The 15,272-nt window shown below is 54.8% G+C and carries 14 protein-coding genes; 12 read left to right on the forward strand and 2 right to left on the reverse strand.

Going from position 1 to position 15,272, the window contains the following annotated elements; all coding sequences use genetic code 11:
• Positions 1 to 3 precede the first annotated feature (3 nt).
• From JIN87_RS15400 to JIN87_RS15430, 7 genes are all read left to right on the forward strand, one after another.
• Complete coding sequence (locus JIN87_RS15400; RefSeq protein WP_200356478.1) at positions 4 to 2,286, forward strand: chemotaxis protein CheA; 2,283 nt, start codon at positions 4 to 6, stop codon at positions 2,284 to 2,286.
• Between the two features lie 19 nt (positions 2,287 to 2,305).
• Positions 2,306 to 2,764 carry a chemotaxis protein CheW gene (locus tag JIN87_RS15405; RefSeq protein ID WP_200356479.1) on the forward strand — a complete coding sequence of 153 codons (459 nt, stop codon included), beginning with the start codon at positions 2,306 to 2,308 and terminating at the stop codon, positions 2,762 to 2,764.
• 46 nt (positions 2,765 to 2,810) lie between these two features.
• Positions 2,811 to 4,838 carry a methyl-accepting chemotaxis protein gene (locus JIN87_RS15410; protein WP_200356480.1) on the forward strand — a complete coding sequence of 676 codons (2,028 nt, stop codon included), beginning with the start codon at positions 2,811 to 2,813 and terminating at the stop codon, positions 4,836 to 4,838.
• Positions 4,839 to 4,925: 87 nt separating this feature from the next.
• Complete coding sequence (locus JIN87_RS15415; protein WP_200356481.1) at positions 4,926 to 5,297, forward strand: response regulator; 372 nt, start codon at positions 4,926 to 4,928, stop codon at positions 5,295 to 5,297.
• A 19-nt stretch (positions 5,298 to 5,316) separates the two neighbouring features.
• Entirely contained in the window at positions 5,317 to 6,393 is a 1,077-nt protein-coding gene (locus tag JIN87_RS15420; protein WP_200356482.1) for a protein-glutamate methylesterase/protein-glutamine glutaminase, read from the forward strand.
• Positions 6,394 to 6,402: 9 nt separating this feature from the next.
• A complete protein-coding gene (locus JIN87_RS15425) occupies positions 6,403 to 7,251 on the forward strand; it encodes a CheR family methyltransferase (RefSeq protein WP_200356483.1) in 849 nt (282 codons plus the stop codon).
• Complete coding sequence (locus JIN87_RS15430; protein WP_200356484.1) at positions 7,248 to 9,164, forward strand: hypothetical protein; 1,917 nt, start codon at positions 7,248 to 7,250, stop codon at positions 9,162 to 9,164. Before JIN87_RS15425 ends, JIN87_RS15430 begins: the two co-directional genes overlap by 4 nt.
• A gap of 29 nt (positions 9,165 to 9,193) precedes the next feature.
• On the opposite strand, the gene JIN87_RS15435 is transcribed toward JIN87_RS15430, so the two are convergent.
• The gene (locus JIN87_RS15435) at positions 9,194 to 10,849 is read right to left on the reverse strand and encodes a methyl-accepting chemotaxis protein (RefSeq protein ID WP_200356485.1); all 1,656 of its coding nucleotides are present in this window, start codon (positions 10,847 to 10,849) and stop codon (positions 9,194 to 9,196) included.
• Positions 10,850 to 10,993: 144 nt separating this feature from the next.
• Here JIN87_RS15435 and JIN87_RS15440 point away from each other — a divergent pair, with 144 nt between their 5' ends.
• Together JIN87_RS15440 and JIN87_RS15445 are read left to right on the forward strand one after the other, a co-directional pair.
• A complete protein-coding gene (locus tag JIN87_RS15440) occupies positions 10,994 to 11,395 on the forward strand; it encodes a ribosomal maturation YjgA family protein (RefSeq protein ID WP_200356486.1) in 402 nt (133 codons plus the stop codon).
• On the forward strand, positions 11,385 to 11,903 hold the full coding sequence (locus tag JIN87_RS15445) for an asparaginase domain-containing protein (RefSeq protein ID WP_200356487.1): 519 nt from the start codon (positions 11,385 to 11,387) through the stop codon (positions 11,901 to 11,903). Before JIN87_RS15440 ends, JIN87_RS15445 begins: the two co-directional genes overlap by 11 nt.
• 9 nt (positions 11,904 to 11,912) lie before the next feature.
• Here JIN87_RS15445 and JIN87_RS15450 read toward each other — a convergent pair whose 3' ends face one another.
• Positions 11,913 to 12,665 (reverse strand): AAC(3) family N-acetyltransferase, encoded by a 753-nt coding sequence (locus JIN87_RS15450; protein ID WP_200356488.1) that lies wholly within the window; start codon positions 12,663 to 12,665, stop codon positions 11,913 to 11,915.
• A gap of 153 nt (positions 12,666 to 12,818) precedes the next feature.
• On the opposite strand from JIN87_RS15450, the gene JIN87_RS15455 reads away from it, so the two are divergent.
• From JIN87_RS15455 to JIN87_RS15465, 3 genes are all read left to right on the forward strand, one after another.
• Entirely contained in the window at positions 12,819 to 13,115 is a 297-nt protein-coding gene (locus JIN87_RS15455; RefSeq protein ID WP_200356489.1) for a magnetosome magnetite crystal formation protein family, read from the forward strand.
• Positions 13,116 to 13,320: 205 nt separating this feature from the next.
• Positions 13,321 to 14,196: a mechanosensitive ion channel family protein gene (locus tag JIN87_RS15460; protein WP_200356490.1), complete on the forward strand. Its 876-nt coding sequence runs from the start codon at positions 13,321 to 13,323 to the stop codon at positions 14,194 to 14,196.
• A 134-nt stretch (positions 14,197 to 14,330) separates the two neighbouring features.
• Positions 14,331 to 15,269: a sugar phosphate isomerase/epimerase family protein gene (locus tag JIN87_RS15465; RefSeq protein ID WP_200356491.1), complete on the forward strand. Its 939-nt coding sequence runs from the start codon at positions 14,331 to 14,333 to the stop codon at positions 15,267 to 15,269.
• Positions 15,270 to 15,272: the final 3 nt, after the last annotated feature.

A 15,272-nucleotide genomic window follows, 5' to 3' on the forward strand; every position in this document is an offset into this window, starting at 1 on the left:
TCGATGTCCAACTCATTTTCCAACGACGATCTTCAGACGGAGCTCATTAAAGACTTCATCATCGAAAGCGTCGAAGGGCTCGATCTCTACGATCAAAAGATACTCGACTTCGAAAACGAAGCCGATCTCGGAACCATGAATGTCATCTTCCGAGTCATCCATACCATCAAAGGCACCGCCGGCTGCCTCGCCCTACCCAAGATCGAATCCGTTTCCCACGCAGGAGAAAACCTCCTGAGCATGATCCGAGAAGGCGAGATCACTCCCAACAAGAGCATGATCACCACCCTTCTCTCACTCTCCGACGCCCTGCGCGAGAGTATCCAAATTCTCGAACAGACAGGCCGCGAAGGCGATCAGGATTTCTCCGACCTGCTCGCCCAGCTCGACGCCCACCAAAAAGGCGAAGCCCTCCCAACTCCCGAGCCGGAGCCAGAAGAGCAAGCCTACGGACTTTTCGAAGACGAAGAAGAGACACCCGCTGAACAAGCAGACGAAGCGTGGGGGCTCTTTGGTGACGAGGAGGAAGAAACGACTCCTCAAGCCGAAACCGAAAGCAAAGAGCCCGCTACGGCTCAGCTGCCAGCGAATACCGGCACCAGCCTGGCCGAGAGCTCCATCCGCATCGGCGTCACCCAGCTGGACAAAGTGATGAACATCGTGGGCGAACTCGTTCTCGCTCGAAACCAGATCGTTCTCAACACCACCAACTTCGACGAAGCGGCTCTTCTAAAAGCCTCCCAACGTCTCAACATCATCACTACAGAGCTGCAAGAAAACGTCATGAAGACGCGTATGCAGCCAATCGGAAACGTCTGGGCCAAATTTCCACGCGTCGTGCGCGACGTCTCAAACGAGCTGGGTAAAGAAGTCCGCCTCATCATGGACGGACAAGACACAGAGCTCGACCGGACTGTAATCGAAGCCATCAAGGACCCGCTCACCCACATCGTGCGTAACTCCATCGATCACGGCATCGAGTCTCCCGAGCAACGCCTCGCCTCTCACAAGCCAGCCGAAGGTCTTCTCTCCCTGCGAGCTTACCACGAAGGCGGACAGATCATCATCGAGATCATGGACGACGGCGCCGGCATCAACGTCGAACGCGTCAAAGACAAAGCAGTATCCCGCGGCCTCATCACCAGCGCCCACGCTGCGAATCTCACCGAAAAGGAAGCCATCAACCTAGTCTTCCAGCCCGGGTTCTCCACCGCCGAAAAAGTATCCAACGTTTCAGGACGAGGAGTCGGCATGGATGTCGTCCGCACCAACATCGAAAAATCAGGCGGCACCGTAGACCTCTCCTCCGAAGCCGGCCAGGGCACCACCGTCAAGATCAAGATCCCGCTCACCTTGGCGATCATTCCAGCCCTCACCGTGACGACTTCAGGCGACCGCTACGCGATTCCGCAAGTCAGCCTTCTCGAGCTCGTTCGCCTCGAAGGAGAAGCTGCCCACTCCGGCATCGAAGAGCTCTACGGCAGCCCGATCTACCGTCTCCGAGGCAAGCTTCTCCCCATAATCTTCCTCAACGAGCAACTACGAACCGAAGCCCTTGCCGATGAAGCGGACGACGAAGACAAAGTCGTCAACATCGTCGTCCTGCAAGCGGACGGACGCCAGTTCGGACTCGTGGTCGACGAAATCAACGACACCGAAGAAATCGTGGTCAAACCGCTCAGCAAGCAGCTCAAAGGCATCCCTTGCTTCGCCGGAGCCACCATCATGGGCGACGGCAAGGTAGCCCTCATCCTCGATGTCATGGGTATCGCCCAGCACTCACGCGTCGTATCCGAAAACGCTGACAGAACGATATCTTCCCAGGAAGAAACAGAAACAGTCCAGCGCGAAGATACCGAAACACTCCTCCTCTTCTCCATCGGATCCGACAACCGTATCGCCATCCCACTCAACCAGGCAGCTCGCCTCGAAGAGTTCGAGGTCGATACCGTGGAACATTCAGGACGCCACCAGGTGGTTCAGTACCGCGGCGAAATTCTCCCGCTGATTGAAATCGCCGACTACGTCCCAACCTCTCAGCCTCAGGCCGACAAAACAAGCCGCGAGAAGCTACAGGTCATCGTCTACTCCACCCACACAGGCACCTACGGCCTCATCGTCGATCAAATCCAAGACATCGTCGAACAAGCCATCTCAGCCCGTCGTGAATCCCGTTGCGAGACGCTCGCCGGATCCATCGTCCTGCAAGGACACGTTACCGACCTCCTTGATGCCGAAGCCATCATCGAGCGCTACGAATCCGGAGCCATCCCGCAAACCGTCTAACTCGAGCCCTAGCGAAACAATGAAGCAATTCTGCACATTCTACCTGGGAGACCTGATGCTGGGCGTAGACGTCCTCGAAGTTCAGGAAGTCATCCTCTACCAGGATATGACCCAAGTCCCCCTTGCACACGACTCAATCAAAGGGCTCATCAACCTACGAGGCCAGATCGTCACCGCGATCGACCTCCGCGAGCGATTGAACCTCCCTCCCTCCACATCGGAAGAGGAGCAAAAGAACATCGTCATCCAATCCGGAGAAGAAGCCGTCAGCCTTCTGGTGGATGAGATCGGCGATGTCATCGAACCTTCGGAAGACGATTTCGAGGATCCTCCCGAAACCATCCCCGAAGCAGCCAAGGAGATGATCGAAGGCGTCTACAAACTCGATAAACGCCTCCTGCTCGTTCTCAACTCCGAACGCACAATCAATATCACCAGCGACACTTCCTCTAACTGGCTCCAAACAGCCGCATCCTAAATCTGAATACTTCAACTCTACTAAACCAATTCGACCCGCTTAGAAAATGAATACACAAAAAACCTCCCGCCGTACCAACTCGATCGCCAAGTCTGCCACCACCTCAACCCGCGGCAAAAAACGCCCATCTGCTCGCGAAGTAGAAACCGACGTCGCCGACCTAAAAGGTCAAATCGACGCCATCAACAAGTCCCAAGCCGTTATCGAATTCGAGCTCGACGGCACCATCATCAAGGCCAATCAAAATTTCCTCGACGCGCTCGGCTACGACCTCGACGAAATCGTAGGCGAACACCACGGCATGTTCGTCGAAGACGAATACCGCAATAGCGACGAATACCGCAAGTTCTGGAAAGACCTCGCTCGCGGCGAATTCAAGTCAGCCGAGTTCAAGCGCATCAAAAGCAACGGCGAGCCAATCTGGATCCAAGCATCCTACAACCCGATCTTCGACCTCGAAGGCAATCCGTTCAAGGTCGTCAAGTTCGCTTCCGACGTCACAGCCGCCAAGCTCGAGAACGCAAACTTCCAAGGCCAGATCGACGCCATCAGCAAGGCTCAGGCAGTCATCGAATTCGAACTCGACGGCACCATCCTCGATGCCAACGAGAACTTCCTAAACGCTCTCGGATACGCAAAGCGCGAGATCGTCGGCCAGCATCACGGCATGTTCGTCGATCCGGATTACCGCCAAAGCCACGAGTACCGCATGTTCTGGGATACCCTCGGACGCGGCGAATTCCAGTCAGGCGAGTTCAAGCGCATTGATAAGCACGGTAAGATCATCTGGATACAAGCATCCTACAACCCGATCTTCGATCTCGAAGGCAAGCCGTTCAAGGTCGTCAAGTTCGCTTCCGACATCACCGAAGCCAAGCTTGCTTCCGACAACAGCAACCGCCAGCTCGACGAGATCAACAGAACGCAGGCCGTCATCGAATTCAACCAGGACGGCATCATCCAGACTGCCAACGATAACTTCCTCGGAGCAGTGGGCTACAGCCTCTCTGAAATCCAAGGCAAGCATCACAGCATGTTCGTGGATCCAGAATACCGCGAGAGCGACGAGTATCGCCGCTTCTGGGCAGAGCTAAACGAAGGCAAATTCCAAACCGCCGAGTTCCAACGCTTCGGCAAGGGAGGTAAGGAAGTTTGGATACAAGCGACTTACAACCCAGTGCTCGATATCAACGGCAAGACCTGCAAGGTCATCAAGTTCGCCACCGACATCACAGCTCGCAAGAAGGCAGAAGCCAACCTCAAGAGCACGCTGGGCATCATCGCCCGCAACGCCCAATCACTCACCGCGTCTTCCGTCCAGCTCTCCGCAACCGCCCAGCAGATGTCTTCCAATTCCGAAGAAACATCCAAGCAATCCGAAACCGCGGCAGCCGCTTCAGAGCAAGTTAGCAAGAACGTCGAAACAGTCGCCACCAGCGCCGAAGAAATGAGCGCCACCGTTCAAGAAGTCGCCAAGAGCGCCACTTCAGCAGCCTCTATCGCGACCACCGCCGTTAGCGTGGCCGAGTCCACAAACGCCACCGTCGCCAAGCTAGGCGAAAGCTCCGTCGATATCGGCAAGGTCATCAAGGTCATCACTTCCATCGCTCAGCAGACCAACCTGCTCGCCCTCAACGCCACCATCGAAGCCGCCCGTGCCGGCGAAGCTGGCAAGGGATTCGCAGTGGTCGCAAACGAAGTCAAAGAGCTCGCTCGCCAAACCGCCAACGCCACCGAAGACATCAGCCAAAAGGTAGGAGCCATCCAGCAAGACACCGAAGGCGCCGTCCAAGGCATCGGCAAGATCAGCGACATAATCAACCAGATCAACGACATCCAGCGCAACATCGCGAGCGCCGTCGAAGAGCAGGCCAATACGACAAACGAGATTGCCCGTAACGCGAGCGAAGCCGCCAAGGGCAGCTCCGAGATCGCACGCAATATCAACAGCGTTTCCGAGGCCGCTCAAAGCACCGCCCAAGGCGCTGCCGAGACGCTCACCTCTTCGCAGCAGCTCTCAGCCCTCGCCTCCGAACTGCAAGAAGTAGTCGACGGCTCCGGCATCGAGATCTAGCCCATCCACTTCCAGAGCGGTCGAGAGTTGATCATCAAACTCGACCGCTCTTTCCGTTCCCCAATACGCAGCACTACACCACTGACCATGCCGACCAAAGCCCTCGTAGTCGATGACTCGCCCGTCACCAGGCGCATCGTTTCAATCGTCCTCAACTCACAAAACATACCCTGCAAAGAAGCTCTCAACGGCAGAGAAGCCCTCGAGATTCTCAACTGGGATCCGAGTTTCGGACTCGTCATGGTCGACTGGAATATGCCCGAAATGAACGGCATGGACTTTCTCGCTGAGGTAAAACGCCAGCCAAAATTCGAGCACATCAAGATAATCATCGTTACCGCCAACGACACTCCAGAAGCTATCGAAGAAGCTCAAAAAGCCGGAGCGGACGACTTTATCATCAAGCCGGTGTACCGTGACGTAGTCGCCAAGAAACTACAACTCCACGGATTGAACTAACTCGAAGCGGACAACGCCCATGCCCAAGCCAAGAGTACTCATTGTCGACGATACCTCAGTCGTACGCCGCCTTCTCTCAGAAGTCATCGAACGCGACGACGAGCTAGACGTAGCAGGCACCGCCCCCAACGGCAAGGTCGCCCTCATGAAGCTGCCTCAGCTCAACCCCGATATCATCACTCTCGATATCGAGATGCCCGAGATGGACGGGATCGAAACCCTCAGGGAAATCAGAAAGGTCGATAAACGCACCCCCGTCATCATGCTCAGCTCCCTCACCCGCACCGGAGCCGAAATGACCTTCGAAGCTCTCTCCGCGGGAGCAACCGACTACCTGCTCAAGCCCGCAAAAGTCACCGACTTCGCTACCACTCTAAAGGAGCTAAACCAACTTCTCCTGCCAAAACTAAAGGCCCACGTAAAGCTCCCCGAACCAACCGTATCAACCGCTCAACCCGCTCCGGCCAAGCCAAGCAGCGCCATCCCCAACAGCACGAGCAACGGACCGTTCAACATTCTCTGCATCGGAACTTCGACCGGAGGCCCCAACGCTCTCGAAACGATTTTCCACCGCCTCCAAGAGCCGCTCAGCGTGCCCGCGGTCATCGTGCAGCACATGCCACCCGTATTCACCCGCACCCTTGCGGAACGACTCGACAAGATCTCTCCCAATCGCGTCTTCGAAGGAGAAGACGGACAACTGCTCGAGCCCGGCTGCGCCTACATCGCCCCCGGAGGGAAACACATGGAAGTGAAACGCGTAGGCAACGAAGTCCGCCTCCACCTCCACGAAGGCCCGCCCGAAAACTCCTGTCGCCCCGCTGTGGATACGCTCTTCAGAAGCGTAGCATCCACCTACAAAGACGGAGCCCTGGGAATAATCCTCACCGGCATGGGGCAAGACGGGCTCAGAGGGTGCGAAGCCCTACACGAACAGGGGAGCAGAATCATTTCTCAAGACCAGAAGACATCGCTAATCTGGGGTATGCCAAGAGCTGTTACCGAAGCAAACCTCGCCCACCAGACGCTCCCCTTGGACAACATTCCAGGAGCCATCTACACGCGAATGTCCTCTCATGGCCCACTCGCAAACTAATCCAACTCAATGACAGGTCTAACTCCAAACTTTGAATACGTTCGTAGCGTTGTCAAAAACGCCGCCGGCATCTCGCTGGACAAAGGCAAAGACTACCTCATAGAGAACCGTCTCGCTCCCGTCGCAAGCAAACACGGCTTCGATTCGATCCCGGACCTCGTTCAGGAAATGATGGACGAAGGCGAAGGAGGAACAATCGAACGCATCGTCATCGACGCTCTCACGATCAACGAAACCTCATTCTTCCGAGACCAAGCCGTATTCGACCACCTCGAGCAAACCGTTCTCCCACAGATCATCAAAAAGAACGCCGGAACAAAGCGGCTCAAGATCTGGTCAGCCGCATGCTCGACCGGACAAGAAATCTACAGTACCGCCATCTTGCTAAAAGAACGGTTCCCCCGCCTCAAAGATTGGCATATCGGTCTGCACGCGACCGACATCTCCGATCGAGTCCTAGAACAGGCCAGATCCGGTACGTATTCAGAATTTGAATTAAACCGCGGAATCTCTCCCGCCCTCAAAGAGAAATACTTCAACAAGGTCAGCGAGTTCGACTGGCAAATCTGCGAGGAGATTCGACAAAGCGTCAGTTTCTCACGGCACAACTTGGTCGGAGCCTGGAACGGACTGGGCATGTACGACGTAATCCTGCTGCGCAACGTTCTCATCTACTTCGAACTCCCCGAGAAGCAGCTCATCCTCTCGCACGCGAGAAAGCACATCAACGAAGGCGGGCACCTGTTTCTTGGGGCCTCCGAAACGACCTTTAATATCGACTCCAACTGGGTTAGCGAAGGAACCACAAGCGCCTCCTTCCAAGTAAAAGGCAAAGAGGTGAGGAACATCGGCATATGAAGTTCCCAGCCATAGTCAGAAACCTCCGGAAAACCTTCGTCCGGAAGCTTCGCAAGAAGGACGCCTCCCAGCTCGGAAGCTCCCTCTCTCGCACCATCAATCTGGAAAGCCAGCTGACCCGCTCCTCCAAAGTCTTCGAGCAACACTTCCTAAAGGTGCTCAATACCTTGGAAGAACTTCAGACAGCCGGCAGCGAGCTGAGCAGCCAAAGCTCGAACATGCTCGCCCTCAGCCAATCCGAGCAAAACCCGATCAACAGCGTCAGCCGCAAGCTCGCCCCCAATCTCGAGTTCATCGAAAGGTCCGCTCATGAAATCGATTCGCTGGTCAAGATCATGGAGACGAACCGCCACAAGATCGACGAGACACTGTCATTCGAATCTAGGCTCGATCAGACCTTTAGCCAGCTTACCTACATACGGACCCTCTTCGCCGTAGAAGCCGCCCCTCTTGAGCAAAACGCCAAGGTCATGTTCACCTCCCTCGTCGAGGAGATCCACCGCTTGCAAAACGATGTGACCGAAATCTTCGCCGAGAACTTCCAGGCCCTCCGCGAAAATCGAGGAACCATCGGCGGCCTCGCCTCCAGCCTCGCCAAGCAAGCAAGCAGCCAGATCTCCATCCACGCCCAAAGCCAACGGGAAATGGAAAGAGCGATCCAAACCCAGACCGAAAAGCTCACCCAGGACATCGAGGCGAACTCCGCCTTTAAAAACGAGAGCGACAAGATCGCCCAATCCATCGGCACCGCCATCATTTCGCTGCAAACTCAGGATATCATCTCCCAGAAGCTACAGCACATATTCGAGGTCTCCGGGGAGATGCGCGCACGCTTCGACAAGCTGACGAGCATCAAAGGCAAACGTGAACGCTGCATCGAATTCCGATTCCTGGAAAACGCCGCCCTCGTTATCCTAAACCAGATCGTTTCAATCAAGCGAGAGCTCAAGGATGCCGACCGAGCCATCGACGAAAGTATCCAAAACATCATACATTCGATTCGAGGCATGGACAACACTTCCGGCCTCCTCCAAGATACCGCTGCAGAAGATAGCGATGGCGAGAGCCTAATCGCCGCCCTCCAGAGCGCCGGCACCATGGTTAGTACCAGCGAGTCGTTCCTCACTCAGGCGTTCAAAACCATCGAACCGATCCGAAGCCAGACCACCAACGTCAGCAGCACCATCGTGATGCTTTCATCGCAGCTTCACCTGATCGGACTCAACGCAGAGATCCACGCCGCCCGCACCGGAGAAAGCACCGCCCTCGAAACGCTTTCCGCAAAAACCAGCGGCATCTCAGTCGAGACGCGCGACCTCTGCCAAAACATCTCCGTCCAGCTAGACGAGCTTTCCTCCGCCCTCCTCGAAAACGTCAACGTGCTCGAATCCCTGCTAGGCGAAGCTCGCAAAGCCCACGAGCACATCCATTCCGAAATCCCAAAAGAAACGGAAAACCTGCATCACCAAAGCCAGCTCTACCGCGACTGCCAGACCGAGACGCAGCAGCTCATGCAAGAGCTGCACAGGCTGACCCGTGGACACGAATCCCGGCTCGAGTTCGAAGCCACCATGCTCCAAGAGCTCGACGCCATGCAGTCAGCCCATTCTGAGATTTCGCAACTCGCCAAACGCTCCGCCGACGCCCTCAAGATCGAGGTAAGCGTACCGGAAATCATGAGCGGACTCCTCTCGCACTACACCATGAAGTCCGAGCAAAACGTGCACATGCAGACGCTCGGCCTGGAACAACAAAACGAGCCAGCTCCTTCAGACTTCGAAATGTTCGAACGCGAAAGCAGCTCGCCCGATGAGGATCTCGGCTTCGACGACTTCGGCTTCGAACCCGAACGCCAAACCGAAACAAAGCCCAAGCAAGACGAAGAACTCGGCCAAAACGTCGAGCTCTTCTAGAATGTAGTCTTACATTCGATACACACAATCTAAAGACGCACCAAATCTTCCAATCGTTTCGGCGGCGGTCTTGAAGCAGCTTCTGGGAGAGAGCTAGCTAAGTCCATTTGATTTTCGAGGCCCAAGCTAGCATTCGCTCGACGCTCTTGCCCATCTACGATTGAGCTTAAGTTTCCAACTAAACTTCCTAGTTCCAGCCCCAAACTACTAAGGTCTGTTGAAGCAGCCGCAGTCTGTTCCGCATCTGAAGCATTCTGCTGCGTTATCTGATTCATCTGCCGGATCGCAACGTTGATCTGAGCGATCCCCTCACCTTGTTCTCCCGTCGCCTGAGAAATTTGATTCATAATCTCATCAACCAAAGCTACCTTGTTAAGAATCGTCGACAGGCTCTCTCCTACTGTCTCACAGACCTTTACTCCCATTTCACTATTTGCGATCGACTCCTCCAGCTTCGCAGACGTTTCGTTCGCAGCCTTCGCGCTACGGTGAGCTAGATTGCGTACTTCGTCTGCAACTACAGCAAATCCAGTCCCCGCATCCCCAGCTCGAGCCGCCTCAACCGCCGCATTAAGAGCTAGGATATTAGTTTGAAAAGCGATCTCGTCGATTGTCTTCAGGATATTGGACACACTGTCACTCGAAGCTTTGATCGTATTCATCGTCTCTACCATCGTCTTCATGTTCGCGACACCTTGTTCCGCAACCGATCGTGCCTCACTCGCAGTCTCCGTCGCCGACTTCGTAGAGTCAGTATTTTTGTGAGTCATCTGGCTAAGCGTCTCCAACGAAGAGGCGGTTTGCTCAATCGTCGCAGCCTGCTCACTCGCGCCATTCGCTAGAGAGTTGCTCGACTGAGAAACCTCCACCGAGGCACGAGTCGCCTTCTGAGAGGTAACATCCAACTTGGCAATAACCTCACGAACCGGATTCGTAATGTATCGCTTGTTGAATATATAAAACGTTCCAAGAACCAAAACCAAGACAACGGCCCCCACTCCAGACGCCTTCGCTACAGTTTCAGCAACCACCGCATCGTCATCCATCTTCGCTCTCAAGACAAAGGCACCTTTGATCTCTCCCACCCGCATGTTCTCCATCGGAAATCCTAGCACATCAAGACCATCCCCGCTCAGACTTTCGCTTGGGTTTCCATGACAAGAGAGACAGCTCTCCCGAAGCTTAACTGGCGTCGCGGCAACGATTTCCGCCTCTCCGTTCCGATCCCCTACAAATAGGTCCTCACCACTCTCAAAATACTCAAATAGTTCAACATACTCCCTGCCATAATCATTCCTGGCATTGCGTGCTTCAATTCCTGGCTTGGTAGGAATCGTGAACTCAAATCCTCGCTGCTCAGCCATGGCCTCCACCGATTTCCAAGCGGAGACCACCGGAATCGTATCGTAAAACGCAGTCCCTCGGTATGTTTCCTTCAGAGGCTTCCCTCCGCTTTTCTCCTTCGCCTGCTTTAGCAGGTTTCCGGTGTCAAACGCACCTGAGGCGTACATTCGATCCATACTCTCGATAACATTGTCAGCCTGCGCCAAAATGCCGGCCATTTCATCCTTGATCGCCGCGATCCGGTTTGATTTTGCAGTTACATAGACTGTAGCAACGCATCCCACAGCAGTGAGAACCGCCGCGACAGACGCAGCCAGTAGAATTCTTGAGCTTAATTTCATTAATTTTCTTAATTGGTATACTTCCTCCATGATACGGGTTTTCCCTTGGTTTATTTAACTCAAAATCAAGGGACAGTACTTATTTCGATCGTCCGTTGCAGCTAATACCCACCGCTCCAAGACAACCTACTCAGATCTGAAATCATGCCGTCACCCAACCCTTCCCCCCACCTTCACCGAACAAAGCTCGTCTTCTTCGCGGTCATCGTAGTCATCCTCGGTCTCGCTTCGCGTCGCTACCCGATCTTCGGAAACTATCCGGGTGACGCCCTTTGGGCCACGCTCGTCGCTACCCTGTATGCGTTCGCCCGCCCCCAAGCCACCCTCAAAACGATCGCGATCGCGACTCTTGCCACCGCCTATGGCGTCGAGCTAAGCCAGCTCTATCAAGCGCCTTGGCTCAACCAACTGCGTTCCACCCTTCCGGGAAAACTCATTCTGGGCTCCGGCTTTGACCCAATCGATCTCTTAGCTTACCTAGTCGGAACCCTGCTCGCCCTTCCCGCGCTCCACTCGCTCAGATCTCGCCCACCCCATGCAACCTAAACGTATTCTCGCCCTCACTACAGGCGGCACCATAGAAAAGTCCTATTGCGAATCGGATGGGACCATCAGCAACCGGGAATCCATCCTGCACGCGAACTTGGTGCAAAGACTTCGCCTCCCTCATACCCAACTAGAAGTCTGCGAGATCATGGCCAAAGACTCTTTGCAGATGACCGATTCCGATCGCCAAGCCATCTCCCAAAAGATCAACGAACAGTCAACAGGCTACGACGGCATCATCGTTCTCCACGGGACCGATACCATGGAGCACACCCTACGCTACTGCTACAAACAGACAGCCGAGCCGCCGATTCCCGTCGTCTTTACCGGAGCCATGAAACCCGCAGGCTTCGAAGATTCGGACGCTCGCCAAAACGTGACCGAAGCCCTACTCGCCGCCCAGATTCTCCCTCCGGGACTCTACATCTCATTCCACAGCCAAATCTTCCCCGCTCCAAACGTGCGTAAAAACAAAAAGCGTCTCACCTTCGAGCCCACCGGCGACTAAAAAAGAAGCTCACACCTTATCCACCAGAGAAAAAGGCTCGCGCCTTAATTGCTCCAGAGCGACTTGCCAAAGAACCCCAAGATCCGCCACCCAAGTTTCAGCCGCCAAAACCTTCCCCCTCCGAGCGCTCCCCTCAGGCATCAACTCTTCCAAGCGATCGTAGCGAATCTCGTAACCGTCAAACAGATGGCAATCGTGCAGGACCTTCTCCCGTTCGCCGTTCCAGTCGACCACCTCGTATTCCAACCACCGTCCAAGCGTATAAGGGGCTCCCGCAACCTCCTCCACAGCATGCACGGTCGTATTGCAACAGAGACTACAGCCCAACATCACAAGCTTCCCGCCGACCTTAGGAATCAACGAAAAAGGGCTGTTCTCTCCACACGGAGTTCTGTCTTTAAAGTGCTTGCTCGTCAGCTCCTCGGCCAAAGCCCCTAACGCGCAGACCGAATGCGTGGGGTGTAGACTCCGATGCGTGGCGAACTGCTTTCGGAAAACCTCCGGCAACAAACCGACATTTCCCGGCGTCGACCGAACATCGAAGACCGGCGACTCCTCTGTCACGTTTAGGTAACTCAATCCCGGAAAACAAAGCGTCCCTTCCGGTCCCACCACGTCCAAAAACGCCTCGATCACCCCACTCGGACCTTCCTCCAAACCGCCACCCAAGCTCTTCAACGAGGAGTGAACCAATAGCGTATCCCCTCTTTCGATACCTAGTCCCCGCAAATCATTCGCCAATCGATCTCTCGTACCACTCATGAAACGACGCTATCTCCTTAAGCCACCAGAGCAACCAGGCAAGCACTCTTACAGAGCGCCCGCTTCAGTAACCGAAAGTTCGATGTTGAGCCACGAGCAAAAAACGCTTTCACTTATCCCCGAATCAAATCCAAATCCTTAGCCCACAACTCTATGGACGCAAAAACACGCGGAATCGTTGCCTACATAACACTCATCGGTTGGGTCATCGCCCTCGTTACAAACAACCCGAAGGACGAACAAACCACCTTCCATCTCAGACAAGGCCTCGGACTCAACCTAGCCTGGATCGTTTCCACCTTCTTCATCTGGCTACCAATCATCGGCTGGATCCTGCCCATCGCCCTCTTTGTATTCTGGATTATCGGATTACTGAGCGCCTTGGAAGGCAGCCAGAAAGAGGTGCCCGTCATCGGCTCCCTTTTCCAGAGCTGGTTCAAAAACCTCTAAGTCCTCAGGCAAGCACAAGTCCCTTTCCCATCCGGACCGCGCAAGCGGTTCGGATTTTTTGTCTCCAGACAAGCAAGCCGACTCGATTTCTTTACAAACTTTCATCCAGAGAAGGTTGCGATCATCAAGAAGATACACAGCTTTCAGCCATCACCTTGATCAAGCAAAAGATCGCGAATCCTAAGCAAACTCCCACCTAAAACCTATGGCACAAGAAGAAGCAACTGACACCACTACAGTGGAAAAGACCTCCGAATTCCTCGGCATGGACCTCACCGCGATGGCCGAAAAAGCCACCGATATCGTATCATCCAAAGGCATAGACTTCATAGCGGCCATCATCATCTTCGTCGTGGGTCGCTTCGTCGCCGGCCTCATTACGAAGGGCGTGCGCAACGTGCTGCACAACCGCAAGGTCGACCAGTCCCTCATCGGATTCACCACCGGCCTAGCTCAAGCCCTCATGATGACCTTCGTCATCATCGCCGCCCTAAGTCGTATCGGCATCCAAACTACATCGCTCGTCGCAGTCATCGGTGCCGCGGGCTTGGCAGTCGGCCTCGCTCTACAAGGCTCGCTCTCCAACTTCGCAGCCGGCGTGCTTATTATCATCTTCAAACCGTATAAGGTAGGCGACTACGTTGTCGCAGGCGGAGCAGAAGGCGTTGTCGAAGACATCGGCATCTTCACCACCACCGTCGTCACTCTCGACAATCGCACCCAGATCATTCCAAACTCAGTCGCCACCAGCGGCGTCATCGAAAACTACTCCAAGAAAGGCATCCGCCGCCTCGACCTCGTGGCCGGCGTCAGCTACGGCGACGATATCAAGAAGACAAAGGAAGTACTCGAAGGCATCATCGCCGCCGAGCCCAAAGTCCTCGCCGACCCCGCTCCCTTCGTAGGCGTCATGGAAATGGCGGACAGCTCCGTCAACTTCGCTTTCCGCCCATGGGTCAAGGTCGACGACTACTGGGACCTCTTCTTCCAGTTCAACGAGCAGATCAAGCTCCGCCTAGACGAAGAAGGCATCACCATCCCATTCCCGCAACGCGACGTTCACCTCTTCCAAGAGAAGTAGGGAAGTCTTTAGGAACAATAGAATTTCCCAACAACGCGGACGCAGGCATTTGCCTCGTCCGCGTTTTTCATATTCGATCAAAAGGTAGGGCGGTCTGGCCCAGACCGCCGCAACATCCATCCACTACTGCTACCATGGCTTACCAAACACGCAGAAAATTCATCCAATCGGCAACGGGCACTCTGGCCGCCTGCACCCTCACGCCCCTCGCTAACTCCAAACCAAACTCAACAGTGACTCCACTCTGTACCAACCAATACCCCTGGGACACCTTCTACCGCCGCTCCGGCAAAGAGTTTTATAGCGATCTCAATCAATCCATCCGAGAAATCGCTGAATCCGGAGCCCAAAGCCTAGAGCCAAATCTCGAAAGTATCGAACAAGTCAATACAATCTCCAGAGCCCTCGAAATAAACGGACTCGAGATGCGCTCGATCTACGTCAACAGCGTTCTCCACGAAGCCGATCAAGCCAATGCTTCCATCGAAAAAGCCCTCCGCATCGCCAGCGAAGCTCAAGAAAAGGCAGGCACCAAAATCGTAGTCACCAACCCTAGCCCAATCAGTTGGGGAGGCCCTGAAAACAAAACCGACAAACAACTCGTCACTCAGGCCAAAGCGCTCGAGACACTCGGCAAGAAACTGTCCCAAGAAGGACTCACTCTCGCCTATCACAACCACGATTCAGAACTCCGCCTCGGAGCGCGCGAGCTCCATCATTGCCTCGCGTCAACGAACCCTGAATACGTCAAATACTGCCTCGACTCGCATTGGGTCTACCGAGGCTGCGAAGATTCAAACGTAGCCCTCTTCGATGTGGTGGAACTCTACGCCAGCCGAATCGTCGAACTGCACCTCCGGCAATCGACCAATGGAGTCTGGGACGAGTCCTTCTCGACTCAGGGAGACGTCGACTACCACCGCTTGCTCACCACCCTCCAGGAAAAAGAAATCTCTCCCCTTATCGTCGCCGAGCAAGCAGTGGAAAAGCAGAGCCCCAATACCTTAGACGCCCTTTCCGCGCACAAGATCACGCACGCGAACATTCGCACGCAATTCGCCGCATTCCTCTAGCGC

Origin of the sequence: Pelagicoccus mobilis (assembly GCF_016595505.1) — a bacterium.
Classification (GTDB): Bacteria; Verrucomicrobiota; Verrucomicrobiia; order Opitutales; family Opitutaceae; genus Pelagicoccus; species Pelagicoccus mobilis.

Excerpts from the sequence above, each read along its gene's own strand:
- JIN87_RS15405 (WP_200356479.1), top strand. The coding sequence starts at position 2,306 with ATGAAGCAATTCTGCACATTCTACCTGGGAGACCTGATGCTGGGCGTA.
- JIN87_RS15455 (WP_200356489.1), top strand. The coding sequence starts at position 12,819 with ATGGACGCAAAAACACGCGGAATCGTTGCCTACATAACACTCATCGGT.
- JIN87_RS15410 (WP_200356480.1), top strand. The coding sequence starts at position 2,811 with ATGAATACACAAAAAACCTCCCGCCGTACCAACTCGATCGCCAAGTCT.
- JIN87_RS15465 (WP_200356491.1), top strand. The coding sequence starts at position 14,331 with ATGGCTTACCAAACACGCAGAAAATTCATCCAATCGGCAACGGGCACT.
- JIN87_RS15435 (WP_200356485.1), bottom strand. The coding sequence starts at position 10,849 with ATGAAATTAAGCTCAAGAATTCTACTGGCTGCGTCTGTCGCGGCGGTT.
- JIN87_RS15425 (WP_200356483.1), top strand. The coding sequence starts at position 6,403 with ATGACAGGTCTAACTCCAAACTTTGAATACGTTCGTAGCGTTGTCAAA.
- JIN87_RS15445 (WP_200356487.1), top strand. The coding sequence starts at position 11,385 with ATGCAACCTAAACGTATTCTCGCCCTCACTACAGGCGGCACCATAGAA.
- JIN87_RS15415 (WP_200356481.1), top strand. The coding sequence starts at position 4,926 with ATGCCGACCAAAGCCCTCGTAGTCGATGACTCGCCCGTCACCAGGCGC.
- JIN87_RS15450 (WP_200356488.1), bottom strand. The coding sequence starts at position 12,665 with ATGAGTGGTACGAGAGATCGATTGGCGAATGATTTGCGGGGACTAGGT.
- JIN87_RS15460 (WP_200356490.1), top strand. The coding sequence starts at position 13,321 with ATGGCACAAGAAGAAGCAACTGACACCACTACAGTGGAAAAGACCTCC.
- JIN87_RS15440 (WP_200356486.1), top strand. The coding sequence starts at position 10,994 with ATGCCGTCACCCAACCCTTCCCCCCACCTTCACCGAACAAAGCTCGTC.
- JIN87_RS15430 (WP_200356484.1), top strand. The coding sequence starts at position 7,248 with ATGAAGTTCCCAGCCATAGTCAGAAACCTCCGGAAAACCTTCGTCCGG.
- JIN87_RS15420 (WP_200356482.1), top strand. The coding sequence starts at position 5,317 with ATGCCCAAGCCAAGAGTACTCATTGTCGACGATACCTCAGTCGTACGC.
- JIN87_RS15400 (WP_200356478.1), top strand. The coding sequence starts at position 4 with ATGTCCAACTCATTTTCCAACGACGATCTTCAGACGGAGCTCATTAAA.